At 62.8% G+C, this 26793-nt stretch carries 30 protein-coding genes; all 30 read left to right on the top strand.

The features are described from left to right. Positions 1–63: 63 nt before the first annotated feature. The 30 genes from ETW23_RS03825 to ETW23_RS03970 all read left to right on the top strand — a co-directional run bounded on the left by ETW23_RS03825 (position 64) and on the right by ETW23_RS03970 (position 26547). Complete coding sequence (locus tag ETW23_RS03825; RefSeq protein ID WP_134829178.1) at positions 64–300, top strand: hypothetical protein; 237 nt, start codon at positions 64–66, stop codon at positions 298–300. 527 nt (positions 301–827) lie between these two features. Next, positions 828–1550, top strand: coding sequence for a hypothetical protein (locus ETW23_RS03830; RefSeq protein ID WP_134829179.1), 723 nt, complete (start codon positions 828–830; stop codon positions 1548–1550). A 123-nt stretch (positions 1551–1673) separates the two neighbouring features. Then, positions 1674–2075, top strand: coding sequence for an HNH endonuclease signature motif containing protein (locus ETW23_RS03835; protein ID WP_134829180.1), 402 nt, complete (start codon positions 1674–1676; stop codon positions 2073–2075). A gap of 61 nt (positions 2076–2136) precedes the next feature. Next, complete coding sequence (locus ETW23_RS03840; RefSeq protein ID WP_134829181.1) at positions 2137–2616, top strand: hypothetical protein; 480 nt, start codon at positions 2137–2139, stop codon at positions 2614–2616. Continuing rightward, positions 2616–4334 (top strand): terminase large subunit, encoded by a 1719-nt coding sequence (locus ETW23_RS03845; protein ID WP_134829182.1) that lies wholly within the window; start codon positions 2616–2618, stop codon positions 4332–4334. Before ETW23_RS03840 ends, ETW23_RS03845 begins: the two co-directional genes overlap by 1 nt. Before the next feature lie 13 nt (positions 4335–4347). Beyond that, positions 4348–5664, top strand: coding sequence for a phage portal protein (locus ETW23_RS03850; RefSeq protein ID WP_167738073.1), 1317 nt, complete (start codon positions 4348–4350; stop codon positions 5662–5664). Next, a complete protein-coding gene (locus ETW23_RS03855) occupies positions 5657–6250 on the top strand; it encodes an HK97 family phage prohead protease (RefSeq protein WP_134829184.1) in 594 nt (197 codons plus the stop codon). Before ETW23_RS03850 ends, ETW23_RS03855 begins: the two co-directional genes overlap by 8 nt. Before the next feature lie 58 nt (positions 6251–6308). Beyond that, entirely contained in the window at positions 6309–7589 is a 1281-nt protein-coding gene (locus ETW23_RS03860) for a phage major capsid protein (RefSeq protein ID WP_134829185.1), read from the top strand. 105 nt (positions 7590–7694) lie between these two features. Further along, entirely contained in the window at positions 7695–8093 is a 399-nt protein-coding gene (locus tag ETW23_RS03865; protein WP_134829186.1) for a hypothetical protein, read from the top strand. 6 nt (positions 8094–8099) lie between these two features. Beyond that, positions 8100–8681, top strand: a complete 582-nt coding sequence (locus tag ETW23_RS03870) for a hypothetical protein (protein ID WP_134829187.1) — start codon at positions 8100–8102, stop codon at positions 8679–8681. Beyond that, entirely contained in the window at positions 8678–9034 is a 357-nt protein-coding gene (locus ETW23_RS03875) for a phage head closure protein (RefSeq protein ID WP_134829188.1), read from the top strand. The genes ETW23_RS03870 and ETW23_RS03875 overlap by 4 nt, the downstream gene beginning before the upstream one ends. Beyond that, complete coding sequence (locus ETW23_RS03880) at positions 9031–9429, top strand: hypothetical protein (protein ID WP_134829189.1); 399 nt, start codon at positions 9031–9033, stop codon at positions 9427–9429. The genes ETW23_RS03875 and ETW23_RS03880 overlap by 4 nt, the downstream gene beginning before the upstream one ends. Continuing rightward, positions 9422–9838, top strand: coding sequence for a DUF3168 domain-containing protein (locus ETW23_RS03885; protein ID WP_134829190.1), 417 nt, complete (start codon positions 9422–9424; stop codon positions 9836–9838). The genes ETW23_RS03880 and ETW23_RS03885 overlap by 8 nt, the downstream gene beginning before the upstream one ends. A gap of 80 nt (positions 9839–9918) precedes the next feature. After that, positions 9919–10332: a phage tail tube protein gene (locus tag ETW23_RS03890; protein WP_134829191.1), complete on the top strand. Its 414-nt coding sequence runs from the start codon at positions 9919–9921 to the stop codon at positions 10330–10332. Then, entirely contained in the window at positions 10333–10770 is a 438-nt protein-coding gene (locus ETW23_RS03895) for a GTA-gp10 family protein (RefSeq protein ID WP_134829192.1), read from the top strand. Between the two features lie 174 nt (positions 10771–10944). Continuing rightward, a complete protein-coding gene (locus ETW23_RS03900; protein ID WP_134829193.1) occupies positions 10945–13011 on the top strand; it encodes a hypothetical protein in 2067 nt (688 codons plus the stop codon). After that, positions 12989–13687 carry a hypothetical protein gene (locus tag ETW23_RS03905; protein WP_134829194.1) on the top strand — a complete coding sequence of 233 codons (699 nt, stop codon included), beginning with the start codon at positions 12989–12991 and terminating at the stop codon, positions 13685–13687. The genes ETW23_RS03900 and ETW23_RS03905 overlap by 23 nt, the downstream gene beginning before the upstream one ends. 1 nt (position 13688) lies before the next feature. Then, complete coding sequence (locus ETW23_RS03910) at positions 13689–14348, top strand: hypothetical protein (RefSeq protein ID WP_254695138.1); 660 nt, start codon at positions 13689–13691, stop codon at positions 14346–14348. Between the two features lie 2 nt (positions 14349–14350). Then, positions 14351–14776: a hypothetical protein gene (locus ETW23_RS03915; RefSeq protein ID WP_134829195.1), complete on the top strand. Its 426-nt coding sequence runs from the start codon at positions 14351–14353 to the stop codon at positions 14774–14776. A gap of 8 nt (positions 14777–14784) precedes the next feature. Next, the gene (locus tag ETW23_RS03920; protein WP_167738074.1) at positions 14785–19893 is read left to right on the top strand and encodes a phage tail protein; all 5109 of its coding nucleotides are present in this window, start codon (positions 14785–14787) and stop codon (positions 19891–19893) included. Further along, positions 19890–20282 carry a hypothetical protein gene (locus ETW23_RS03925; protein ID WP_134829197.1) on the top strand — a complete coding sequence of 131 codons (393 nt, stop codon included), beginning with the start codon at positions 19890–19892 and terminating at the stop codon, positions 20280–20282. Before ETW23_RS03920 ends, ETW23_RS03925 begins: the two co-directional genes overlap by 4 nt. Next, complete coding sequence (locus tag ETW23_RS03930; RefSeq protein ID WP_134829198.1) at positions 20282–20710, top strand: hypothetical protein; 429 nt, start codon at positions 20282–20284, stop codon at positions 20708–20710. Before ETW23_RS03925 ends, ETW23_RS03930 begins: the two co-directional genes overlap by 1 nt. Continuing rightward, positions 20710–21639, top strand: coding sequence for a GNAT family N-acetyltransferase (locus ETW23_RS03935; protein ID WP_134829199.1), 930 nt, complete (start codon positions 20710–20712; stop codon positions 21637–21639). The genes ETW23_RS03930 and ETW23_RS03935 overlap by 1 nt, the downstream gene beginning before the upstream one ends. Further along, on the top strand, positions 21636–21986 hold the full coding sequence (locus ETW23_RS03940; protein WP_134829200.1) for a hypothetical protein: 351 nt from the start codon (positions 21636–21638) through the stop codon (positions 21984–21986). The genes ETW23_RS03935 and ETW23_RS03940 overlap by 4 nt, the downstream gene beginning before the upstream one ends. A 110-nt stretch (positions 21987–22096) precedes the next feature. Beyond that, the gene (locus tag ETW23_RS03945; RefSeq protein WP_134829201.1) at positions 22097–22846 is read left to right on the top strand and encodes a M15 family metallopeptidase; all 750 of its coding nucleotides are present in this window, start codon (positions 22097–22099) and stop codon (positions 22844–22846) included. A gap of 8 nt (positions 22847–22854) precedes the next feature. After that, positions 22855–23304, top strand: coding sequence for a bacteriophage spanin2 family protein (locus ETW23_RS03950; protein ID WP_134829202.1), 450 nt, complete (start codon positions 22855–22857; stop codon positions 23302–23304). After that, entirely contained in the window at positions 23298–24536 is a 1239-nt protein-coding gene (locus ETW23_RS03955) for a sigma factor-like helix-turn-helix DNA-binding protein (protein ID WP_134829203.1), read from the top strand. The genes ETW23_RS03950 and ETW23_RS03955 overlap by 7 nt, the downstream gene beginning before the upstream one ends. After that, on the top strand, positions 24536–24769 hold the full coding sequence (locus ETW23_RS03960) for a hypothetical protein (RefSeq protein ID WP_134829204.1): 234 nt from the start codon (positions 24536–24538) through the stop codon (positions 24767–24769). The genes ETW23_RS03955 and ETW23_RS03960 overlap by 1 nt, the downstream gene beginning before the upstream one ends. Beyond that, entirely contained in the window at positions 24756–25199 is a 444-nt protein-coding gene (gene ssb, locus ETW23_RS03965; RefSeq protein WP_134829205.1) for a single-stranded DNA-binding protein, read from the top strand. Before ETW23_RS03960 ends, ssb begins: the two co-directional genes overlap by 14 nt. A gap of 334 nt (positions 25200–25533) precedes the next feature. Further along, entirely contained in the window at positions 25534–26547 is a 1014-nt protein-coding gene (locus ETW23_RS03970; protein ID WP_134829206.1) for a hypothetical protein, read from the top strand. The last annotated feature ends 246 nt before the right edge of the window (positions 26548–26793 follow it).

Consider the following 26793-nt stretch of genomic DNA (forward strand, 5'->3'; position numbering starts at 1 on the left):
GCGGTAACGCCAACCCCTTTGCGCCCGGCCACCAGGATTAAACTATTTCCGTCTGGGGGAAGAATGCAGGATTTGAAGAAGCCCGCGCTTGCGGCTGTACCAACCAACTCTGAGAGTATTGCGGGGGAGCTATTGCCGGACCTGGAGAGGCTTGCAGTTTTGTTGCAGGCAATTGAGGCTCTGGCCAGCGGTGCCGCGGCGTTGAGTGAGGAGGGGCCGCTGGATCAGATTGAAGCGCTGGCCAGCCTGATGGGGTCCAGGGTTGAGGATATGCGGTCACGCCTTGAAGGTGTCCCTTAATATACCGGCGCGTTTCTTCCTGGCGTGCTCTGCCAAAGCGTGACTGGCCCGCCCCGGCGGGCCTTTCGCTTGTCCGCTTGGCGGCTTCCCGCGCCTGCTGCGGCCGCCGCCGCGCCTCCCGCGCACCCCGCACCCCTCCCGCTTTAAGGGGCAGCATGCATAGATTGATCCCATTAAGCGGGTGTTGGGGATCAGCTTAAGGGCCGTTTCGCTTAATGATTTCTGTTTATTTCCAACGGGATAAATCAGGGGTCTGGGTTCAATGGGGCCAACCGCTCAATATTCGGGGTTGTCTTTGTGTACGTGAAGGGGTTCGGGGTGCGTTGCGTATTACCTTGAATTATTGATCCCGATAATCCCGTAAGAGTAATAATATCGTTATATATCTGTTGGTTAAGTGGATTTTCCCTGTGCCTGCTAATCCCGGTCCGGTCCCTTGGTGGTCCCGTTCTGTGTGTATTGATCCCGCATAATTTCAACATGTTGCGGATGCTATGAATGGGCCTTCTAAATCTGGAGGCTCTTGCATGACTGAATTGGTAACCAGCGCCCGCGGCCGCGCCTCGGCCTACCTGGCGGGCAGAAACCTGGCGATTGTGAAGGCGGTGGCCGTGCGGCGCCAGCGCCAGGGCCAGGGCGCCGGGAAGCGCTTGCCTGCGGCCCTGGCGGGCGCGCCGGTGCAACTGGTGGAACTGTCGCGACCGCTGCCTGGCACAAAGGCGCAGAAAGAGCGGATCACCCTACCGGGCCAGCAGACCGCGCGCCGGGCATTGCCGCCGCTTCTGGCCAAGCTGCCGGAGAACGATCCGCGCAGCCGCGCCGCCAAGATGCTGGGGGATGCGGTGGAGCGCGTGGGGGCTGTGCGGGGGGCTGATCTGGCCGGGGCGGATAGTAAGGGCGGCGTGTCTGACGGCGGCGCCACCACCCGCGTAAAGCACGCTGCCCGGCTGCGCATGATAGAGGCTCTGGCTAACCGCTGGCCTGTTGACCGCCGCCACGGGCCGCAGCGCAGCGTCCCCCGCGTGTTGCTGACTGTTAAGCGTCCCAGCGAAAAACGCCGTAATATCAGGGCCTTTGATGCGCTCATGGCGGTTTGTGTTGATGGTGACAGCGTGGATGCGATCCTGAGGGCGCACGGCTGGAGCGCGCAAGCCTTCAATCGCAACCCGCTGCGCGATGCGATCCTGGCGGCGCTGGCAGACGTGGCAGAGGGTCTTGGCCTCGGCCGTGTGGCAGAACAGCAGGGTTGACGGCTGCTAACTGCCCGGCCATAGCTGGAAACAACGGTGCAGAAATGTGCCAAGGCAACGGCCCGCCCGCAACAGCGCGCGGGCCGTAAGTATTTCCAGACATTCAAAACAGGCGGGCGCGCAATGGCCAGGCTCAAGGGCTTGCCCAAACGCTTGGCGGCGGCGCCGCGGGCTGTGGGCTATTCGGACCGGCAGGCGGCGGAGCGTGCCCGCAACCGTGCCAGGGCGGCGGGCAATCGTCTGCGCAAGCTTTACTCCACTAAGCCCTGGCGCGATCTGCGCCTGGTGATCCTGGAGCGGGCCGGATGGATGTGCCAGGGCTGCGACCGCCCGCACCTGCTTACCGGCAAGGCGCCAGCGCCGCACAGCCCGGTGGTGGATCACATTGAACCGCACCGCGGCAACTTGGCGCTGTTCTGGGATGAAAGCAATCTGCAGGCCGTCTGCAAGGCTTGGCATGACAGTGAAAAGCAACGCCAGGAAAAGGCTGCCCGCCCTGACGGCAAGGGGGAGGGGTGGGGCTGATCCCTCTGGGGTCCGGCGCCGCTAACCCGCACATACCCGCATTCGGAGATTTTTTTTTCCCATGAATGACGAATTTCATCCAGATGAGCATCCCCGCGACCTGCTGGGCGATCCGGTGGATCAGAACCGGGAAAGCTGGGGGCGGCCGAGTTTTGAAAAAACGATTGAAAAACAAGAGCTTGTCACCGCTTTGGCTGCAGCGGGCTGGCGCCCGGCCCGCATCGCAAACCATTTGGGCTGCGATGTGAAGACCTTGCGGAAACATTTTTCCCTAGAAATGGCCAACGCCGCGGACGCGGCCGAGGCAGAGGCCATTCTGGCGATCCATAAGAGGATGCGCGAAGGGAACGTGACGGCGGCAAACCGGGTAATTGCCATGTCCGAAAAGGGCCGTGCTGTGCCGCCGCCGCCCAAGCCGGTTGAGGCACCGGAGAGCGATGGCGCAGCAGACGCTGGCAAGCCGCAGAAGCTGGGCAAGAAAGAACAGTTGGCCGAGGCTGCGAAACAGCCCAGCGGCCGCTGGAGCACTTTGCTTAACTGATGGCGTTTGATTTTGCCTGCCCGGATTGGGAAGCCCGGTTGAAAGACGGCCGGGCGCCAATCCCTGATTTGCCGCTGGATGAGGCTGCCGCGCAGAAAGCGGTGGAGATATTCAACGAATTGCGCCTGCCGGACGTGCCAGGGCAGCCTTTCATGCGGGATGCCTGCGGCGATTGGTTCCGTGCTCTGGTCCGGGCGGCCTTTGGCAGTGCTGATCCTGAGACGGGCGAAAACCGGGTGGGGGAAATCTTCTGCCTGGTGCCCAAGAAGAACAGTAAAACCACCAATTCCGGCGCCCTGGGGATTACCGCGCTGCTGGTGAACGAAACTCCAAACGCTGAAATGCTGATTGTAGGCCCGACCAAGGATGTAGCGGATACCTGTTTCAGCCAGATTAAGGGGATGATTGAGGCCGATCCCGAAGACCCGGAAACTGGCCGCAGCTATCTGCAGGACCGGTTCAACATCCGGGAGGGGTCACAAGAGATTGTAGACCGGGACAACGGCGCCAAACTGTCCGTCAAGTCTTTTGATACAAAGGTGGTCACCGGCAAAATCCCCAAGCTGGTTATCATTGATGAGTTGCACGTTCTCGGCGGCAACGCCAAGGCGGCCAAGGTGATGGCGCAGCTGCGCGGCGGGATGATCACCCAGCCGGACACGCTGCTGCTGATCATCACCACCCAAAGCGATGAGCCGCCGAAAGGCATTTTCCGGCAGGAGTTGAAATACGCCCGCGAAGTCCGGGACGGCCAGCACAAAGACGGCAACCTGCTGCCAATGCTCTATGAGTTCTCCGAAGCGGTGCAGCAGAGCGAGGACAAGCTGTGGCGTGATCCGCGGCTGTGGCCGATGGTGCTGCCGAACCTCGGCCGATCTATCACCATTGAACGCCTCATGCGCCTGTACCGCCAGGCGCTGGCCAAGGGCCATGAGGAAGAAATGGTATGGGCCACCCAGCATCTGAACATTCAGATCGGCATGGGCACCCATTCGGAAACCTGGATCGGGGCCAGGCTGTGGCCGGTGAAGGCTGATCGGGTTTCTCTGGATCAGCTGATTAAGCAATCAGATTGCATCACCGCGGGGATTGACGGTGGCGGGCTGGATGACCTGCTGGGGCTGGCGCTGATCGGGCGCCATGCAAAAACGCGGAAATGGTACGGCTGGGCGCGTGCCTGGGCGCAGCCCGAGGTGCTGGAGCGCCGCCAGGATATTGCTACCCAGCTGCAGGACTTCGCGGCGCAGGGCGATGTAAGGCTGTGTGAAGACCCCTCGCAGGACTTGCGCGAAGTTGCTGCCCTCTGCGCCCAGGTGCATGAAGCCGGTTTGCTGCCGGAAAAATATGGGATCGGCCTGGACCCGATGGGCGTTGCCGCGCTGGTGGATGAGCTTGGGGCGGCAGGTATGGAGGGCGATCTGCTAACCTCCGTAAACCAGGGCACCCGGCTGTCACCTGCGGTCTGGGGTCTGGAGCGCAAGCTGAAAGACAAGAGCTTTGTGCCTTGCGGCCAGGAAATGCTCACCTGGTGCGTGGGTAACGCCAAGACCGAACAGCGCGGCAATGCGGTGATGATCACCAAGGCCGTGGCAGGCAAGGCGAAAATTGACCCGCTGATCGGGATTTTCAATGCGGCCATGCTGATGAGCCGCAACCCGGAAGCGGCCGGGGCGTCCACGTCGCCCTGGGATGACCCGGCCTATTCTCACGGCCAATAAGAGGGAACCACCCATGTTTTTCAAGAAAAAGCGCCGCGCGGCCTCCACCGCGGCGGCTTCTGCCGTGAGCGATCCCCAGGCGGAGGCCCGCGCGGCGGATGATGTGCAGCGCATTGCCTCCAGCGATCCGGGGATTGTGGCCTTTTTCGGCGGCGCCATGGGCATTACCGATGAGGTGGTGACGGTGCAAAGCGCGCTCAAGGTACCGAGCGTCCTTGCCGCGGTGTCGTTTCTGTCGCGCACCATGGCCGGGATGCCCCTGAAGGTCTACGGCAAGGGCGAAAAAGGACGGGAGACGCGGCCGGATGACCCAGTGGCAGGGTTGCTGAACAGGGCCGCCAATGACGAAACCAGCGCCCTGGAGTGGCGCCGCGGGGTGTGGCAGGACGTGCTCACCTCGGGCCGCCATATTTCTTTCATTGAGCGCGACGGCCGCGGCAAGCCGATCAACCTATGGCCGCTGGACGTGTCCAAGGTGACGGTGGAGCGCCGCCAGGGCCGCACGCTCTACCACTACCAGGACGGTACCCGGCGCGTGACCTATGCCGCTTCCGAGGTGCTGGACCTATGTTTTATGTCCTCGGGCGACCGGCTGTCCTCTTACAGTCCGGTGTACAACAACGCCGATACAATCGGCTTGGCTATGGCGGTGACGCGCTACGGCGCGCGGTTCTTCAAGAATGGCGGCATTCCGCCCTTCACTCTGTCCGGCCCGATCAAGACGCCCGGCGGTGTACACCGGGCAGCTAACGATCTGACAGCCGCTGTGAAAGATGTGGCCGAGGGCGGCGGCAACGCGATTACGGTGCCGGAAGGGCACACGCTAGCGCCCCTGGGTCTGGACCCCGAGAAAATGCAGATGGTGGAGGTGAAGCGGTTTCTGGTGGAGGAAATCGCCCGGATTTACGGCCTGCCGCCGGTGTTTCTGCAGGACCTGACGCACGGCACGTTTTCCAACACCGAACAGCAGGATTTACACCTGGTTAAGCACCTGGTGGCGCAATGGGCGGCTGTTTTTGAAGCTGAGATTAATCTGAAACTCTGGGGCCGCGATGGCGGCGAGGTTTACGCGGAGCACGTCCTGGACGGGCTGATGCGGGGCGATTTGAAAACCCGCGTGGATGCTGCAGGGCGCCGCATCGCCACCGGCCAGACCACGATTAATGAAGAGCGTGAAATCGAAAACCGGCCGCCAGTAACCGGCGGCGGGGCGCCGCTTGTTCAGGGGGCTATGGTTCCGGTTACGTTGGCCGGGGCGCACTTGAACCAGGCGGGAACGGGTGAACCTGCGGCCTCTGGCGCCAGTGAAGAAGGGCAAGAAAATGACTGAGACAAAGGAATTCCGTGCATCGCTTCCGGTGGAGGTGCGCGCCGCTGATGAAAACGGCATCAAAGTGGCGGGCTATGCGGCCGTTTTTGACGAATGGGCCGATATTGGCGGCTATTTCCAGGAGCGGATCATGCCCGGCGTCTTTGAGGGCCGCCTGGAAGATGATGTGCAATTCCTCGTGGATCATCGCGGCTTGCCGCTGGCCCGCAATAGCGCGGGCAACCTGTCCCTGTCGGTGGATGAGCGCGGCCTGGCGGTTTCGGCCACACTGCCCGCAAAATCGCCCACTGCCCAGGACGTGGCGGCCCTGCTGGAGGCGGGCACCCTGTCGCGTATGTCTTTTGCCTTTACCGTGGCCAAGGGCGGTGATGAATGGGACGAAAGCGGCCCGGTGCCGCGCCGTTCAATCCACAAGCTCAAACGGCTTTATGACGTTTCGGTGGTGAGCGACCCCGCCTATGCCGGAACCGAAATTGGCTTGCGCAGCTTGGAGGCGGCCCGCGCTGCCCTGACTGCCGGAAATCCGCAGAAACAAGCGCGTGCGCGCCGGATGCGGATGGACCTGGCCCTGGCTGGCCTGTCCTGAAACGGGGCGCGACGGCGCCCGACACTCACAAAACTGAACCGACCAAAGAGGTAGTCATATGACCCCCAAGGAAATGCTGGCCAAACGTGCCAATCTGATCACCGAAGCCCGCGGCCTGCGCACCGAAATCGAGGCGGACGGCACCACCGAGGCCCGCGCCGCGGAACTTGAAACCCGGTTTGACGCCATGATTGCCGAGGCGGAGGGGCTGGCCGCCCGCGCCCGGAAAGAGGAACAGCTGGCGGGCCTGGAGGCATCGCTGGACGCAGGCGACCCGCGCCGTCCGAATGGCCCCGAGGGCCGCGGCCAGCCTGGCAGCCAGCCGGAGGCCGTCACCTACCGCGAAGCCTTCCATGAATACCTGGCCTGCGCCGGTGACGTGCATTCTATGTCGCAAGAGGCCCGCCGGGCGCTGCGTCATGGCGGTGTGGATGTGATGCCGGAAGAGCGTGCCCAGACCGTCGGCGCCGCATCTGCAGGCGGCCACCTCGTGCCGGATGAGGCGAATACGGAAATCGTCCGGGCGATGCTGGCCTGGGGGCCGATGTTTGATGATGGCTTTGCCCGCGTGTTCAAAACCACCGGCGGCGCAACCATTCCGCTTCCGGGTGTCGATGATACCGGCAAAATGGCCGCTGACAGCGGTGCCGAGGGCAGTGCTTTCGCTGATACCGGCACCAAGGATGTGGGTTTCACCAAGAACACCTTGGATGACTACATGGCGGACACTGAATGGCTGAAAGTCTCCATTCAGCTGGCCACCTCGGGCATGGTCGGCATGGAGGCGCTGCTGGGCGATCTGCTGGGTGAGCGTCTGGGCCGCAAGGCAAACCGCGCTTTGACCCTGGGCACCGGCGTGGGGCAGGCGCAGGGTATCGTGACCGGTGCCACCGCCTCGGGTGTGACCGTGGCCAGCAATGCCGCGATTGCCGCTGATGAGCTGATCAAGCTCTATCATTCGGTCAACTCCGCTTACCGCAAGTCTCCGAAATTCGGCTTTATGTTCAACGACAATACCCTGTCGGCTATTCATACGCTGAAAGACGGGCAGGGCAACTATCTGGTGGATGAGGCGCCGGACGGTGCTGGCCGCCTGAAAATCGGCGGTGTGCGTGCGAAATACACCATCAATGACGATATGCCGGACATTGGCGCCAGTGCCCGTTCGGTGGTTGCGGGCGACATGGGCAAATACTACGTCCGCAAGATTGGAGGCACCAACATTCTGGTGGCCCGTGACAGCAAGTTCCTGCCCGGTTTCGGTATTTCCGGTTACGTCCGCTTTGACGGTGTGGTGGCTGATCCGCTGGCTATCAAGGCCCTGGTGCACCCGGTCTAAGCTGTGACGGCTTAGCACGGTAAAGCGTTCAATGCCCTGAAAATGCGGCGGCCTGGCGAACCTGGGCCGCCCCTTTCCCCCCCCCCCTGAAAATGAGGTGACGAAATGGATACCTGTAAGGTGAAACTGACCATTTCCCGTTCTGGCCCCAATCTGGACCAGAAAGCGGGCAGTGTGGTTCCGGTGTGCCTCTTGGAGGCCGGGCGTCTGGTGCGCCAAGGCGCGTGCGAGGAACCTGACGCCAAGACCATGAAAGCGATTACCGCCGCCGAGGCGGCCGCGGCTGTGGAAGCCGCCGCCGTAGTAGCCCAGGCGATGCCCGCGGATGTGGAAAAGCGCGCAGAGGTGGCCGAAAAAGCGGCCTCTGAGGCGGAGGCCCGCGCCACTGCTGCCGAGGAAAAGACGGCTGAGGCGGAGGCGCGCGCTGCCGCGGCGGAGGGACTGCTGGCCGAGGCGGCAAAGCAGCCCGCCAAGGATGGTGCCACCGCGGAAAAGGCGGAGTAAGCGCGCATGTGGGCAAGCGTCACGATAAAGAGCGCCGGGGCGCTGCCCCTGTCCGCGGAGGAATTGCGGGACCGCCTGCGGATCGACACGGCGGCGGAGGATGATCTGCTGGCGGCCTTCCTGGCGGCCGGGGCCTCTGAAATTGACGGGCCGGACGGCGCAGGGGTGGCGATGATGGCCCAGACCTGGACCCGCACCCTTGACGGCTGGGCGCAGGAAATTGTGCTGCCGGGCTGGCCTGTCACCGGGGTGTCAGAAATCCGCTATCTGGACCCGGAGGGCAATCAGCAGACCCTGGCCCATGCCGCCGCCTTCCGCGTGGTTCTCGGCCGTGATCCGGCCCGCCTTGTGCGCAAGCCTGGTGCGCCGTTGCCCGCTCTGCTGTCCGGCCCCGGTGTGGTCGAGGTGGACTATACCCTGGGCCGCACGGATGCCGCAGAGGTGGACGCGGGGCTGGTGGCCGCTTTAGCGCTGCTGGCCGGGCATTTCTATGAAAACCGCGAAGCCACCGCACCGGGCCAGGTTGTGGAGGTGCCCCTGGGCGCCCGTCATATCCTGGACCGCTTCCGCCGCGGGGTGGTGGCATGAAGCGGGCGCGGCAATACCGGGACCGTGTGAAGGTTGAGCGCAAGAACAGCGACGGCACCCGCGACAAATACGGCAATCTGTCCGGGGATTGGGCGGATTTGCAGCCGATCAGCGAATTTTGGGGAAATCTGCGCGAAACCACTGGTAAAGAGCGTGTTGCGGCGGGCCGGTTGGAAGATGCCGCCACCGGCACACTGCGGCTGCGCAGCGGCCCGGAAACGCGCTCTATCAACGGCGCGGACCGGATTACTGCCCGCGGCCACATTTGGACCATCAAGGGCGCCCCGGTTGATCCCGATGGCACCCGCCGGGAAGTGGAGTTTCTGCTGGAACGCGGGGGTGCTGTGGAATGAAAACCGACGCGGCCAAGCTGATTAAGAAGCTGAAACAGCTTCCCGGTGCGCAGCGGAAGCATATCACCTCGGCCATTCAGAAATCCACTGAGGAAGGTGCGCGGGTGGCGCGGGTTCTGGCGCCGGAGGTGACTGGCGAAACCCGTGACGGGATCACCACGGAGTACCGTGACGACGGGATGACCGGGGAGGTTGTGGTTATCGCCTCGGATGCGCCGCGGGAAGAAAAGGACCGGGCCTATTCAATCGAGCACGGCCGCAAGAAGGGCGGCCGGGGCACTACTGAGGGCTTTCATCATGTTCACCGCACCCGCCAGTTTCTCGGCAAGAAGCATAGGAACCGGATCAAACGCGCGGTGAAGAAGGCAGCGAAAGAGGTGGCTGGAAATGGCTGATGGCTATCTGACGGCCGCCCAGGTTGGGCTGCGTGCAGCGCTGGTTGCGGACATTGGGGTGGCGGGCCTGGTTGGCACCCGTGTGGTGGATGAACCCGGCGAAAAAATCCAGCTGCCTTATGTGCGGTTCGGGCGCAGCGAGTTGGTTGCGGATGACGCGGGCAGCGAACGCGGGGCAATTGTGCAGTTCGGCTTGGAGGTTCACTCCCGGCCGGGGGCCGCCGGAAAGGTGGAGGCTTCGCGTATCTGCGAGGCTGTTTCTAATGCTCTGCACTTGCGGCCTGCAGCGGTGACCGCCGAGGGCTTTACCGTCACTGAGGTTGAAATTCAAACCTGGTATGTGGAGCGCGCCCGGAACGGCCGGGACCATGAGGGCCGCATGGCCCTGCAGGTTCACCTGGATGCCTGACACGCGGAGATAGGCGCCGCGATTTCCTGTGCCTAGACGGCACGCAAAACCGTGCAATGCACTAATAAATGAGGTAACACATGGCGAAAATTCTGGGCCGGTCCATTCTGCTGCTGGTGAAAATTGATGCGGCCTTTGTGCCAATTGCGGCGCTGACCGGGAAAAACCTGTCTGTCAACAATGAACAGATTGATGCGACGGCGCCGGACCCTGACACGCCCGAGGGCGTGCAGTGGCGTGAGTCGCTGGCGGGAACCAAGGCTGTGGATATGAGCGGCGATTACACACTGGTTTCCGGCAATGCGGCGCAGGCCAAGGCGATTGAAATTGCCATGGCTGAAAATCCTACTGCCGAATTCCAGATGTTCTATCCGACCGTTGGCACCTGGGAAGGTGTTTTCTTTGTCAATCTCCAGCTTGGGGAGGACGGCAAGGGCACCGGGTCCATTTCGCTGTCCAGTGACGGCGCTGTGACCTTCACGGCGGTCGCGTAAATGGCGATTGCAGGAACAGAGGCGCGGGACGGCGGTGCAGCCGTCGCCGCGCCGCGGGGCGGCCTGGCGGAAATGCTGGGCCAAACCCGCCGTGCCATGGTGCTGGGAAACGGCGAAATTGAGCGTTTCGAGGATCTGCACCGCGGGATTTTTGACCTGCACGACGGTTTTTTTGGCCGGGCACAGAAGCCCACCGCGCGCGAGGTGCGCGACCTGGTGGCCCTGGGCCTGGTTGGGGCCGGAGTAAGGGCAGCCGAGGCCGACGCCCTGGTAGCAGCGCTTACCCCCGGCGAAAACATGCACCTTTACAAGGTCGCGCAGGGCCTGGTCGGCATTGCGTTTTTCCCGGACATGGCCGGGCCTGGCGGTGGTGATGAACCGCCCGATGAAAATGCGGAAACCCCTGAAAAAAAGACGAAACCCGCGCCTGGGGAGTGAGGCGGATTATCCGCAGCGCGGCGCCGCTGGGGATAATGCCCGATCAGGTGCGGGGGATGATCCCGCGGGACTGGATACTGATTTCACGCGGCTATGCGGATCAGGCCAAGGCGGGAAAGCCTGGTGCGGATGCACCGAGCCGGGCGGAAACTGATGAACTTGTGAGGCTGTATTATGAGCGGCACTGACTTGGAGCGGCTGAATATCATTCTGGCGGCCCGCGACCGCGAGTTTGCCAAGGCGATGGACCGCAATATCCGGCGGGTTGAGCGCTTTGCAAAACGGTCTGATAAGCACCTGTCCAATGTGTCCCGCAAGTTCGACGTGATGGGGTTCGCCGCTAAGCGTGCTGGCGGCCTATTGGCGGCTTTTGGGGCGGCCAAGGTGATAGGCAAGCTGAAAGGCACTGTTGCGGCGCTGGATGATATCGGCAAGACCGCGGATAAAATCGGCCTAACCACCGACGCGCTGCAGGAATTGCGGACTGTTGCCGAAAGCGCAGGGGTTGCGCAGGGGGCATTGGATAGCTCGCTGGAGCGGTTCAATAAGCGGCTTGGGGAGGCGGCCCAGGGCAGCGGGGCCGCCGCCAAAACGTTGAAATCCCTGGGGCTGGAGGCCAGCGATCTGGCCACCATGGGTCTGGATGCCTCGCTGTCGGTGGTGGCTGACCGTATTGCGGCCCTGCCCGATCCGACACAGAAGGCTGCGGCCGCGGCGGCGCTGTTCGGCCGTGAGGGGGTGGCTATGGTCAACCTGCTGCGTGAAGGCAGCGACGGCATGGCCAAAATGCGCCAGGAAGCCAGGGATTTGGGTATCATCATTGATGAAGACCTGATCCGCGGCGCCGAGGATGCGCAGACACAGCTGGACCTGATGGGCCGGGTGATCAGTGCGCAGTTGAACAGCGCCTTGATTGAGCTTGCGCCGCTGCTGGTTGCCGGGGCTACGGCCACGGCCGATTTGGTTCGGGCGATTAACTCCGGCATTGATGCGTTTCAGAACTGGCTCAATCCGCAGTCCAACTTGCAGATTGCCACCGAAAACCTGGTGCTGGCCATGGGCGATGAAATCCGCCAGTCCCAGCTGCTGGACCAGGCATTGGGCAAGGGGATCACATTCAGCCAGGCGGCGGCAAAGGCAAAGCTGGAGGAAGCCACCGCCCGGCATGAAAACGCCAAGGCAGCCGTTGCCGAGCATAAAGCGATGGTGCTGGGGTCTGAGGATTGGGCAAATCTCTCCACCCAGATCAGCCAGGCGCAGGGCGCGATCAGAGCCACGGAAGGCCCCCGCGCTGACGATACGGTCAGCCGGATGGGGGATGCCTATGAGCAGCAGCAGCTGGTGCTGGCCCAGCTGATCAAAGACCGCCAGGAAATGCTGCGGCTGGATAATGAGCTGGCGGACCAGCTGGAGCGCACCGGCCAGAATATGGCCACGCTACAGGAAGCCATCGGCAATTCCGGCGGCGGGCTGGTGAAGGTTGACGGCACGGCGATAAATCCGATTGAGCCGAGCCAAAAGGGCGGGTTTCAGAGCGCTGGGGATGCGGCAAAGGCGTCTGTTCCAGAGTTGACCGATTACGCGGCCGTTGTTGAGCGGATCAAAGGTGCCTTGGGGGATGCTGTCCAGGTTGGCGGCAGCTATCAGGATATGCTGGCCCAGCTGCAGGCGCTGCATGAGGCCGGTCTGCTGAGTGCGGAAGATTATGAAGCGGCGGTGGGCACGGTTGAGGACAGGTTTGCCCAAACTAAGAACGCCTCGGACAGCCTTCGCTCCAGCGCGGCGCAAACCTTTGCGGACATTGTGACCGGCGCCCAAAGCGCTAGTGACGCAATTTCCGGGTTGTTGAGCAACTGGGCGCAGATGTTCGCAAATGCCGCTTTTACCGGCTTTCTGAAAGATACGGGGATCACTGACTGGGCGGGCGATCTGCTGAGCTTTGACGGCGGCGGATACACCGGCAGCGGGCCGCGTTCCGGCGGGCTGGATGGCAAGGGCGGTTACCTTGCCATGGTGCATCCGAATGAAAGCGTAATTGACCACACCAAAGGCCAGTCTGGGCCGTCTGGCGGCGGTGGTGGTGCGGTCAATATCAACGTGAAAGTGTCCGGCGCCCGCGGCAACAGCGAAATCCGGGACATGGTGGAGACCGGCGTGCGCCAGGGCCTCCAGCATTATGACCGCAAGCAGCTGCCGCTGTCGGTCCAGCAAATCAACAATGACCCGCGGAGGATTGGCTGATGCCGATTACTTACCCCTGGCGCTGGCCGGGTTCATGGACCATTTGCGGGTGCAGCAGGCCAGCCTGGTGCTGGAGCGTCCGCAGCAATTCAACAGCTTGGGCGGCGGGGAGTTGCTGGCGGCCGAATTGGCACCGCCGTACTGGCGCGGCTCTGTAACGCTGACGCCTATGCAATCGCGTGATGCGGATCAGCTGACCTCACGTCTGGAGGCTTTGGCCGTACCTGGGCGGTCCTTCGAAATCTGCCACCCGCACCGCATCGGCCCGCGCAGCGATCCCTTGGGCGCGGCGCTGGCGGGTTTCAGCCCGGTGATTGAGGAAGTGCCGGCCGATCCTGGCAGTCTGAAACTGGGCGGGCTGCCCTCGGGTTATGAGCTATCGCCGGGCGACCTGTTGGCCTTCAGCTACAATCCTGGCACCGGCCAGCGCCGGGCGCTGCACCGTGTTGTGGAGGGTGCCACTGCCAGCAGCGCCTCTGCCCATGGCGGCTTTCAGGCTGGGCCGTTTGAGGTGGCGCCTTACGTCCGGCCGGGGGTGGCAGCCGGTGCCTCTGTCTCGCTGATCCGGCCCGCTTGCCTGGCTGTGCTTGTTCCGGGTTCGGTTAGCAGCGGCATATCCAGAGGCAGCGTCACCTATGGGCTGACGTTCAATTTTCGCCAGAAGCTGAGGGCCTGATTTGCGTATCTATGACAGCGGCACAGCCGCCGCACTTGCGGCCCGCGACGGCCTGGTGGCGGGCAGACTGGTGTGGATCACTGCCCGCAAACGGTCCACCGGGCTGCTGGAAACCATCGGGATTTGGAGCGGTGAGGATGATCTGACGCTGGAAGTTGGCGGCCAGCCGCGTCCTTACACTGGTGCGGGCGCGCTGATGCGGTCTGATCCGATCACCGCGGGCACCGGGTTGGCCGTGCGCACCTACCAAATCGGCCTGGCAGCCGTGGCACCTGAGGTTGAGGCGCTGGTTAAGGGGTATGAAACCCGCCTGGCGCCGCTGGAAATCCACCGCGCTTTGTTTAATCCGGCTACCCGTGCGCTGGCCGGGCCGCCGCACCGCGTGTTTTCCGGCTTTATCAACGGGATCGACTTTCCCACCGCCGAGCCGGGCGGCACCGCCAGCTGCACGCTGGAACTGATCAGCGAAACCCGCGCTTTAACCCGTACACTGGCCAGCAAGAAGTCGGACGAAAGCCAGCAGCGCCGGGGCGGTGACCGCTTCCGCCGCTATGGCAATATATCCGGTGTTGTGCCGGTCTATTGGGGGGAATTGCGCATTGCTGCGCCCGCTGATCCGGCCCCCGTCACTGTCAAACCTGAAAAAACCGGGAACGCATGACAATGGATTTTCCTGCCCCTTCTCCGCGGCTGCCGGACTGGCGCCCGCGCTTGACCCAATATCTCGCCCGCGTTGCGGCGCTGCCGTTCCGCCCTGGTGCGCATGATTGTGTGCTGTTCGCAGCTGGCGCTGTGGAGGCCATGACCGGCACCGACTTGGCGGTCTCCTGGCGCGGTACTTACCGCCGCCTGGAGGACGGCCAGGCTGCCCTCCAGGGCCTCGGCTTTGAGGATCATCTGGCGCTTGCTGCGGCCCTCTTTGCCGAGGTGCCGCCCAGCTTTGCCCAGGCCGGAGATTTGGGCGTTTTTGAAGGTGGTGGCCCCGGCGGTGCGCTGGGGATCGTCCAGGGGGCCGCTGCCTATGTGCTGCGCCCCGAGGGAATGGCGGTTGTCAGCCGCCTGCATATGCAAAGGGCGTTTCGCGTATGAAAGATAGAGTGACATTTTCCGCCATCCTGATTGTGGCGCTGCTGGCGCCGGTGGCTGCTGCGGCGGACCCGATTACGGCCTGGGTGGCCACCACTCTTGCGGTGAGCACGGCCACGGCGGCTTTTATCGTGCGGATTGGGATTTCCCTGGTTCTGTCGTCGCTGTCCGCAGCGCTTCGGAAGAAGCCGGGGGCACCCCGTCCGCCGGGGATCAAGACGGAAAGCACCACCTCAGGCGGCAGTAATCCGCAAAGTTTCATACTCGGCAAATACGCCACCGCGGGCAACATGGTGGCGCCGCCTTATTCGCACCCGAATGAGGGGAACGTGCCGAATAAGTGGCTTACCTACGTCGTGGATGTGTCCGACATGCCGGGTGCCCAGCTGTCGCGGGTTATGGTTGCGGGTGAATATGTCACCGATCTGGAGGAAAACCCGGAAGAAGGCCCGGCGGAAAACCCGGACGGCAAGCATGGCTTGCGCGGGATGCTGGAGGATGGCCAGAACCACCTATACATGACCTGGCACGATGGCACCCAGACCGCTGCGGACGCCTATATGCTGGAGCACTACGGCGAGCATCCGGACCGGCCGTGGAATGCAGATATGGTGGGCACAGGCGTGGCCTATGCGGTTGTGACCTTTCTTTATAACCGCAAGCTGTTCAATCAGCTGCCCGGTGTTCGGTTCGAGGTTCTGGGTATCCCGCTGTATGATCCGCGCAAGGATGATACGGCGGGCGGCGCTGGTGCGCACCGTTGGGATGACCCGGAAACCTGGGAAATCAGCGCTAACCCCATTGTGATGGTCTATAATATTTTGCGCGGGATCACCCTGCCAGACGGCCAGCGCTGGGGTGGCAAGGTGTCTGCGTCAAACCTGCCCCTGGACAACTGGTTTGCGGCCATGAATGAGTGCGACGTGTCCATTGCGCTGGCGGACGGCGGCAGCGAGCCGCAGTATCAGGCAGGGCTGGAGGTGTCGCTGGATGAAGAGCCTGCGGAGGTTATCGGGGAGTTTCTGAAAGCCTGTTCTGCTGAGATTTCCGAATTTGGCGGTGCTTACAAGGTGCGCGTGGGTCCGCCCGCGCTGCCGGTCTATTTCTTCACCGATGAGGATGTGGTGCTGGAGCATCCGCAGAACCTGGCGCCTTATCCGGGGCTGGAGGGGGTGCATAATGCGATCCACGCCACCCACCCGGACCCGGAAAGCCTTTGGGAGACCAGGGACGCGCCGCCGCGCTACAATGCAGAATGGGAGGCCGAGGACGGCGGCCGCCAGCTGGTGGCGCAGGTGGATTTGCCCCCGGTTGCCTCGGGCACCCAGGCGCAACGGCTGATGAAGGGCTGGATTGAGGATGAACGCCGTTTCCGCCGCCACAGCCTGACCCTGCCGCCGGATGCCGCTGTGCTTGAGCCTCTGGACGCTGTTGCCTGGACAAGTGCCCGAGAGGGGTACACCTCCAAGCTGTTTGAGGTGGGGGAACTGACCGATGATCTGGTGACATGCGTGCAGGCTGTATCCTTGCGTGAGCGTGATGCCGGGGATTTCATCTGGCTGCCGGGCACCGATGAGGTGCCGGTGGAGCACCCGAGTACCGCGGTAACAGTTCCGGGGCCGCGTTTGCTGCCTGGTTTCGATCTGCTGGCGCATAGCCTGCCGGATGGTGGCGGCACCGCCCGCCGCCCGGCTCTGCGGATGGTCTGGACTGCTGAGGATTTGCTGCCCGATGACGTGGTGGAATGGGAAGTGCAGCTGGCTGATGAAACCCTGGTGGCAGCCGGAACCGCCGCCAGCCCGTTGACCGGAGAGGCGGTTTTTGCATCCGGCATTTTACCGAGCACGGTTTACCGTGCAAAGGGGCGTATCCGCGGCCGGAACGATGGGACTTGGAGTGGCTGGCAGACTGCCGCAACGGGCGATGTGCGCCTGGGTTACACTGATCTTGCAGACCAGATTTCCAATGAGATCGACGCGGCCCAGGCAGAAGCTGAAAATGCCGCAATGGACGCCCAGGCGGCAAACTCTGCCGCGGCGGCAGTGCAGGGTGAGATTGACGGATTGCTGTTGGGGTATTCCGGCAGCACGCTGAAAGGCTCGCTGGATAGTTTGCTGGGCAGTGCGACGGCTTACACCGATGTTTCCGAACAGAACCTGTCCGTGAAGGTGGGGAACGCCCAGGCCCAGTTGTTCCCGTCTGACTTTGTTGATGGGTTTGAGTTCTGGCAGACCTCGGCAAGCGGAGTGCCTGGAGCTTACACAGTGAATGGCGCCTATTATGCGATCCACCTGAGCGGCGGCAAAAATGTCGCCCGGTGTCTCTACGGCGCGGGCAACTTTAATCTTTGCCCGCGTGGGGTGATTGCTCCTGTTGTGGGGCGGACTTACCGGCTTACCGTGCGCTACCGGGTGACCGGGACTATTACTTTCTCAACCGGCACGCGCGTGATGAACGCGCATTGGCGCAAGCTGGACGGCAGCTACGTCTATACGGCAGCGGAAGTCAGCGTGAGCGGCTACGCCCCGAATGCGGCTTGGCAAACTGTCACTCTTGATTTTGTCTGCACATCCGCAAACGTGACGCCATTCATTCGCCCAAGTATGTACTTCCGCCGCTCCGACTTTACAAACACAGGGGTTTGCGAAGTTGAGGACTTCCGTGTCGAGGATGTAACGGATACAGCAGGCATCAGTGCCGATCTGAAAAACAACTACTATACCGCGGCCGACGCTGACGAGGCTATTGCGGCCCGTGAACTGGCTCTGCAGTCGCAAATAAACAGCACTAATGCAAACCTGCAAAACAATTACTATACTGCGGCCGACGCTGACGAGGCTATTGCGGCCCGTGAACTGGCTCTGCAGTCGCAAATAAACAGCACTAATGCAAACCTGCAAAACAATTACTATACCGCGGCTGACGCTGACGAGGCTATTGCGGCCCGTGAACTGGCCCTGCAATCGCAGATAAACAGCACTAATGCAAACCTGCAAAACAACTACTATACCGAGGCCGATGCTGACGAGGCTATTGCGGCGACACAAAGCACGTTGCGCGCCGAAGTTGACAACGCTGTGGCGGCAAATTTGCCGGACGATTTCAGCGAGGACGGGCTGTATTGGCAGTCCAGCACGGGCGGCGCGCCTGGGTCCGACACGCTGGATGCAGTTTGGGACTTCCAGACGGACGGCGGCGAGGGGCGTGTGGCCTTTATCGCCCCTGAAAACACCTTTTCGGGCGTTCATTGGCTGTTGACCCGCGGGACGTTCCGCCCCGTGGTTGGCCGCCGCTACCGGATCACGGCACGCGTCAAGGTTGAGGGTTCAATCACCGGGAGCGGCACAAAGCAGTTCAGCCTGTTTTTCCGCAGTATGAACCTCAGCTATGTCTATGAGGCTGCACACGGCTTCCAGGACTTCGGCAGGATTGATCCGAACTGGAACGATTATTCAATTGAGATTGAATGCACCACCGCCAATCAGGCCGAGCACTGGCGCGCCGGGATGTATTTTCGCTGCAATGACTTCACAACCACTGGGAAATGCAAAGTGGTTTCCCTGCTGGTGGAGGATATCACTGAGGCGCACGCGCTGGCTGCTTCTGTAGACATTCAAGCCACTGCCATTGCGGATCTTGAGGGTAATGCCACGGCCGGATATCTGATCAAGGCGCAGGCGGGCAGTGAGGTGTCATTGCTGCAGCTGATTGCGGCGGACGGGTCCGCGGGGTCCGTGTCCGTTGCCAAGTTGCAGGCGGAACATATCCTGCTGCAAGGGTCTGTTAGCATGGATATGCTGTCGGTTGGGGTTGGCCGTAACCTTCTGGAAAATCCCGATTTCACTCAAGGTATGGTTGGCGTGACCGCTGGCGGCTGGGGCAACATCGGCGATAGCGGCTCGGTCAGTATCAGGAGTGATGGCAGTTATTCTGAGACGTTTTCCCCGACCCTGAGAATTGAAACGGATTGGGCGGGCACAGGCGTGTCCGGCGCCAAGGTTGCCTATATGCGGCCTGTAAATGACGACGGCAGCGCGGGCCGCGGTTATCCGGTGGGTGGCGGTGTTTGGTATGAATTCAGCACGGCCCTTAAGGTCCGCCGTGCCAGGGTTGGCGCCCGCCTCTATTGGTACAAAGCGGACGGCAACTACTCCGATGTGACGACTTACACAACGGTGTTTACTGAGAGTTCGTCGGGCGGCGCCTCGGATACGCCGCCGCGGCATTGGGCGCGGTATGGCGGCTTGGCGCAGGCGCCCAGCGATGCGGCATACTGCATGGTCCGGTTTCATATTGATCAGACGCTAGAAAACAGCGGCAACCGGGACGTGCATATTTTCCAGCCCATGCTTGCCGAGTCGGCCGAGGGTGCGCAGTTGTCGCCATATGCCCCAGGCGGCAACACCTACATGCATGGCGGCCGTGTTGTAACGGATAGCCTTTATGCCGATGCGGTGAATACAGCATCTTTCGCGGCGGCGGGTCTGTCGTTGTTTGGCGGTGCGATGAAATCGACCAATTTCAACGGCACGATAGATGCCAGCGGTGAAATCACCGCCGAGGGGTCTGCGGGCTGGGTTATCAGTAAATCCGGCGGCATGGTGCTGAATAACCTCGTGGCGCGGGAGTGGGTCAAGGTGGGGGCTGTATCTGACGGAGTGGCCTGGAGCCGCGACGGGCATGCAGCATCGCTGGACAGCGTGAACGTGACCAGCCAAACGCTGGGGCCGTTTGGTCTGGGGCACTTCTGGCAGATAGCCTGCCGGGTCATGTACCGCACGCGCTCTGCCCATGATGTTTGGGTGCCGCCCGAGGGGAAGGCGGACGGGCATAATTCCAAAGAGTGGAATTTCACCAATGTGAAACTTCAGTGGCGGACCAAAACCGGCGGCAGCTGGAGCGGCTGGGGCACTTTGCACGACTTCGGAACAACCGGGGAGAACCTGAATTGGCAGGACAAGGAAGTGCTGATTTCCAAGATGGGCAACTATCAGGACGTGCAGGTCCGTCTTCGCACCTATCTGATTTTTTCCAGTGCGCCCGGCTACACCGGAGTAACCAACGGTTACTACAATAATATTGATGAAATGACTCTCTACGCAAAGGCGCTGATCAGATGACCCTGGCATTTTTGCAGCTGGATGAAACCGGCGTTTATGTCACTGGGGCGGGCTATGCCCCCGCCCTGGGTGAAAACATGGTGGCGGCCCCGGAGGGCCGCGATCCGTCCGAATTTCTGCGGCACTACTACCTGGACGGCTTTCTGGTGCCGCGGCCGCAGCCGCCGCTGCCTGTGAGAATTCCAGGCGGGTGGCAGGTGGGTGGCTGTCCGCTGGGAACAGGAATTGCCGTCTATGACGTGACCGGCGGGGAAATCCTGGATTACTTCACGGCATCGTCTGGCGGGCAGGATTATGAATTCGCATTGCCGGACGCAGGCACTTACCGCCTGGAGATTGACGCGCCGGACCCCTTTACCGATGTGAAACTGACAATTGAGGTTCCTTGATGCTGACGTTGAAAAGAAGCCAGGCCAGCCTGGACGCACCGTTGCGCGCCGCACAGGCGATTGCCCGCCAGCGGGTGGTGGAGGTGACTGATACCGTCCGCGGCAAGTTCCTGACCAGGGCCATCGGCCAGGAATTGACCTATGGGGAAAAGGAGGCCCAGGCCCAGGCGTTCCTGGCGGCCAGCCCGGAACCGCAGGAGCCTGGCACAGAATACGGCTTTGTTTTTGGGGAAGTGGGTATCACTGCGGACACGCCCCGCGCGGTAGCTGAGGCGGTGCTTGCCAAGGCGTTTGCGTACCGTGCGCACATCGGCCCGATGATTGAGCGTCTGCGGCTTCTGGCGGGCAAGCAGATCAATGAGGCCGCCACCGTTTCAGATGTGGAGCAATCGGTGGCTGAGTTCATAGAAGACATGGGGGAAATCTGATGCGTTACAGCTGTCATGCGCTTTCGGCGCTGCGGGGCCGCTTTCGGGAATTGGCTGCAATCACTGGCGGCCGGGATCAGGCAGAATACAGGCAATTCCTGCGCAGCATGGCCCAGGCCGGGCTGCACGTTTGGATTGCCGAGGATAAGGGCCGCATTGCCGGTTCCCTGGGCTTCACGCCGGAGCCGGGCCGCCTGGGAGTGCGTATTGAACCGCAGCTTGCCTTGGCCGTGGAGGCGGCCGGGCAGAACATGGGCGCGGTCCAGGTGCGGACGCTGATCTATGTCAGCCCGGAATACCGGGGGCATGGCATCGCCAGCGCTCTGGAGGCCCGCGCGGATGAGCAGGCTGCGCAAATGGGGTTCCGCCATGTTCTGGCCTATGGCTTTGACAGCCCGGAAATCAGCCAGTGGCTTGCCCGGCACGGAAACGCAATTGAACTGGGGGTGTCTGATCCGTCCGGCCTGCCGTGCTTTCTGGTGCCCATCGGGGCGGAGGTGCTGGCGGCGCCGGACACTGTGCTGGCGCTGCTGCGGCGCGATTTCACGTATTCGGCCGATGGTGTCCTGGATGCCTGGGAAATCCACCGCCGCCCTGGCCCTGTGACCGGGGATTGCGAGGACTTTGCCTTGGCGTTGGCCTGGCGCCTTGCTGGGTGCCGCTGGCCGCCTTTCCTGTGGCACCTGCTAACGTGCAAAAGCGTGGTTTGGCATACCACCAGCCGCGCCGGGATTGGTCATGCTGTGCTTTGGCACCGGGGCGCGGGCTGGGCAGATAACATCAGCCCGCACTGGACGCCCAGGACGGTACACCGCCGCCGGTTTCCATGGGGTGCGCCTCTGCTGATCTTAAAGCTCGCCGCCGGGCCGCTTTTCGCGTGGGTGAATAGCACGGTAAACCGTGCAATAGTCAAGAAAGGTATGCAATGATTTTGCGTGGTCTTGGGGCGGCTGACTTGGCTGCCTGGCTGCAAAGCGATGCGGGCGCGGCGGCGCTTGCGGGGGCGGCTGGGGGGTTAGTGCGCTGGCTGACCCTGCGGGAAAACTGGCGTGATGGCGTGGTGTCGCTGGTGGTGGGCAGTATCTGCGCCATCTACCTCGGCCCGCTGGTGGAGCCGGTGCTGGCGCCGGTGGTCGGCAAGATCACCGCAGGCGGTGACGCCGCGGGGTTTTCCTCTTTTGTGGTCGGTCTGGGCGGCATCGGGTTTTCGGGGTTTGTGATTGAAACCCTGCGCCGCTTCCGCGCCGAGAAAGCGGGCGCCGATGGCAAGAAGTGAGGCCGCCAAGAGGGCCGCCAAGCGCGCGGCCGGGCGGGAACTGCGGTTCCTGTTTGTGGCGCTGCTGGCCTGTGCGGGCTGGCTGATTTTTCAATATTTCAGGGGTAGGAATGTATTCTGACAGGATAAAGAATGCGCAGCGGCTGCTGCGCGCGGGTGCGAATTACCGCGGTGCAATCGACGGTGACGCAGGACCGCAAAGCCTGGCAGCCGCCTGGCGCGTCACCGGCGTTGAACAGCTGGCCATTGCGGGTGAATGGCCGGCGGTGCGCAGGGTCATTGCGGCCGCGCAGCTGGTGCTGGAGCGGGCGGGCCATGATCCGGGCCGGATTGATGGTTTTTGGGGGCCGTCCACCGATACCGCCTTTGCGGCCTGGCGCGGTGCGGCGCTGCCGGTGCGCGGCATGGATAAGGCGGCCCGGTTCGGCCCGGCCGGGTCTGCCGCCTGCACGGCGGGCATTGTGCGGGTGCCCTGGCGCATGGTGCTGGCCTGGGATGACACGCAGGTGATTACCAGCTTCCGCTGCCATGAACTGGTGGCGCCAAGCGCGCAGCGGGCATTTGACCGGATCGGAGCGGCGCACAGCCTGGTGCAAATCCGCGACCTCGGTCTGCACCTGTTCGGCGGCTGTTTCAACCACCGCACCATGCGCGGCGGCTCCAGCCTGTCCACCCATGCCTATGGCATCGCCATAGACTTTGATCCGGCCCGCAACCGGCTGCGCTGGGGCCGTGATCAGGCCCGTCTGGCTCAGCAGGACGCCGTCCGCTTCTGGGAAATCTGGGAGGATGAGGGCTGGACCAGCCTGGGGCGCGAAAAGGATTTTGACTGGATGCACGTCCAGGCGGTGCCGGTGTGAGGGGCGCCATGCTGGGCGGCCTGGGGTTCGAGCATCGCCGCCCCGGCCGGGCTATGCCACGCCTGATCCTGGCCTGGTGCCTGCTGGCCTGCCTGGCCCTTCTGGGCGCCTGCAGCGGCCCGGTAGGTCTGGCGGGCAAGGCGGTGGGGGCGGCTCTTGGCGGCGGCCCCCAGGTTGCGGCCAATGTGCAGGCGGGCAAAGCAAATGCCCAGGTGCTGGGGCGGTCGCAAATCAATGAGCAAAAACTGCTGCGCCCGCGGGCGCGCACGATCGAGCAAAGCGCCGGTGAGACGGCCGTGCGGGCCGAGGCGGTGCAATCCGTCACGGTCCGCAATGGGGTGCCGTCCTGGATCCTGCTGCTGGCCCTTGGGGCGGCAGTGGTGGCTGGTGCGTCTTTGAGTGATGAAATCCGCGGCCTGCTGGCGCGGCGAAAGAAAAGGGAGGGGCGCCCATGCTGACGGACAGGCAGCGCCAGGTGGTGGATTTGAAGGATGGCAGGGGGCTGACCTTCAAAGAGATTGGCAAGCAGCTGGGCGCGGATAAAGCCAGCGTCCATAAGAGCTATCACGCGGCAAAGAAAAAGCTGGCGGATAAGCAGGCCCGGCTTGATCCGGGTATCCGCAAGACGCTGGACAAGCTGGGTATGGGTGAATTGCCGGGGATGCATTCCGGCTGGGTTCACAAGGAAGATGCTGAAACCGGCGAATGGGCCAGCAGCTATTTCTTTCTGGGCAAGGATGGTGCGCCGGAGGCGGCGGACCTGGAGGCAGTGCTGGAGGATGCGGTGGCCAAGGTGTTCCGCGGCGATCTGGCGGAACCGGCACGGCCGCAGCCCGCGGGTGATAATCTGCTGGTGGTGGATATTGCTGATTTGCATATCGGCAAGCTGTGCGTGGAGTCTGAAACCGGCTTTGCCTATGACCGGGCCGAGGCGGTGCGCCGCGGGATTGAGGGCACCCGCGCGCTGCTGGACAAGGCGCAAAAGCATGGCGTGGCGCATATTCTGTTTGTCCTCGGCAATGACGTGATCCACATCGACAAGCCTGGCCGTACCACCACCAGCGGCACGCCGCAGGATACCGATGGCACCCTGGCGGTGATGTTTGACGACGCCCTGGCCTTCTATGTGGCCTGCATTGACATGTGCCGCCGGGTGGCGCCGGTGACGGTGCTTTACTGCCCGTCCAATCATGACTGGTTCACCGGCTTTGCCCTGGCCCGTGCGGTGCGCGCTTGGTTCCGGGATTGCCCGGAAGTGAATGCCAGCGATTACAACACGAGCCACAACCACCGCAAATATTTCCGTTTTGGCGCCAATCTCCTGGGCTTCACCCATGGCGATGGCGCAAAAGAGGCCGATTTGCCTGCGCTGATGCTGGATGAGGTGCCGCAGCATCTGGACGGCGGCCGCCGCCGGTACTGGTATCTGCACCACCTGCACCACAAGATCGGCAAGCGTGGCCGCGGCAGTGCGAGGCGCCAGACAGAAAAAGACCTGATCGGCATGACAGTGATGCGCGATGATGCCGGGCTGGAGGATACCCAGGCCCCGCAAATCGAATATGTGCGTTCACCCTCGCCGCCGGACGGCTGGCACCACCGCAACGGCTATGTGAACCGCCAGGCTGTGGAGGTGTTCCTGCACTGCCCGCATGACGGCCAGGTGGCCCGCTTCACCGGGTGGTTCTGATGGCGGCCGGGCAAAGCCGCCGGGGCAGCCTGCTGGAGGCGCTGGCCAATGTGGTACTTGGCTGGGGTGTGGCGGTGCTGGCAAACCTGGCGGTTCTGCCCGCCTTTGGCTTGCCGGTGACGCCAGGCCAGGCGGCCGGGATCGGAGCCGCTTTTTCCGCAATATCGCTATGCCGTAGCTATGTGCTGAGACGGATTTTTGAGAGGTTCGGAAAGCAGAATGGGACGGATTAATAAGGTTATTCTTGTGGGCCACCTCGGGCGCGATCCCGAGGTGCGCACCTTCCAGAATGGCGATAAGGTAGCAAACCTCAGCATTGCCACCACTGAGCGCTGGAAGGACCGCAATAGCGGGGAGCAGCGGGAAGAGACCGAATGGCACCGGGTGGCGATCTTTGGCAGCCTGGCGCGGGTTGCGGAGCAGTATCTGCGCAAAGGCTCGCATGTGTACCTGGAGGGCAAGTTGAAAACCCGCAAATGGCAGGACCAAGGCGGCCAGGACCGCTATTCCACTGAGGTGGTGCTGAAACCCTACGACGGCACCATGGACATGCTGGACAAGCAGGACGGCGGACCCGGTGCGGGCAGCACTCAGGGCGGCGGATATGGCCATCAGGGCGGCCAAGGCGGCGCTGGCGCCCTTGATGATGAAATCCCGTTCTGATGCGATGGAAGGGTGAAACAGATGAGCAGTGGAAGGCCCGCATTCGGCGGCCGCACCGCCGCTTTGCCTGTCTTCCGCAGCAGATGAACTGCGGCACATGGATCTGGCTGGAATGGTATTGGGCGGCTTGGGTGCCGACCCACAGCGGGCGCGGCTTCTGGAGCCAGGCGCTGACCTTTGCGGCGGCGCTGCCGCCAAGGCCATCCGGCCCGCCTCCGCCCAAGGGTGGCGGCGTTGTGTCTGCCGCCTATAGGCCGCCGCCTTTATCGGACCCGGCCGGTTGCTCAGTCTCCGCCAGGCGGTTGGCACAATCCACGGAAAATGAGGTTTGAATATGGATAAGAACGAATTCGGCTGCCCGATCAAGTGGGCGCCGATGTTTGGCTATGATTGCCTGGCCTGCGGTGCTTCCGACTATGCTGGCGGGAAGGATACTTGCGCCAGTCGCGCGGAGAGTGCCGAGCGGCAGGTGGAAGCTGCGCGGCTGGCCGGATGGCAGGCGGATCAGCTGACCGGTAGCAAGGCGGATACTGTCCTTTGCGATGAGGTGGAGGACGCCCGCCTGGGCCTGGCCGCGGCGCTGGACGGTCTGATGGCGGCGCTGGTCAAACAGCATTTTGACGGTGCGCTGCGTGTGGGCCTTGACCTGGCGTCCGGGCCGGACCGCACGGTGCATGTGGAAATCACCCGCCGGGACGATGCAGAGCCGGAATTTGCGGCCTGCCGCCATGCCGCCCCGGCCGCCTTTGATACGGCGGCGCCGGAGCCGGTGCTGGAGGTGCCGGTGGATGCGCCGCGGGTGATCGGCCTGTGCGGCCTGGCCGGATCGGGCAAGACCACCGCGGCGGAGTTCCTGGAGGGGCTGGGCTATACCCGCATTGCCTTTGCTGATCCGCTGAAAGCCATGCTGCGCGCCTTGATGGCCTCGGCCGGGGTGCCGGAGGGCTACGCGGAGCGGATGCTGGCGGGCGACTTGAAAGAGGCGGAAATCATTAACCTGGGCGGCCGCAGCCCGCGCTATGCCATGCAGACGCTGGGCACCGAATGGGGCCGCAAGCTGATGCACCCGGATTTCTGGGTGCAAATCGCTGCGCGGCGCGCGGTCGATATCCTGGATGCGGGCGGCCGGGTTGTGTTTGACGATGTGCGGATGGCCAATGAGGCCGCGGCCGCCCGCCAGCTGGGCGGCGGCCAGGTCTGGCAGGTGAAGGGGCGCGCCGTCATGATTGCCAAGGATGGCGAATTCCACGAAAGCGAGCGGCTGGAAGTGGAGCCGGACCTGGTGCTGGATAATTCCGGCTGCTTGGAGCGCTTGGAGGCCCAGGTGCTGGAGCATATTCTGGGCTGATCAGCGCGCACGGTTTACCGTGAATTGCATTATGACGGCGGCGGCTCCTGCGGGTTCCGCCGCCCCGGCCGGGGCTTTGTGAGGCCCCGGCTTTTTCGTGCAGGGCCGGGGTGCTGGAATGTGCATTCCGGGAAACCCGTGCAAAATCCGTGCAGCCCTGTTTTTCTCCCCTGTAATTGTAAATGAAATCAGCGCCTTGGCTTCGCAAGTAACTCCCCTGCTAAGGGAGTAGGCCCGGAAGGGTCT

The sequence above is a fragment of the Leisingera sp. NJS201 genome (assembly GCF_004535885.1).
Classification (GTDB): domain Bacteria; phylum Pseudomonadota; class Alphaproteobacteria; order Rhodobacterales; family Rhodobacteraceae; genus Leisingera.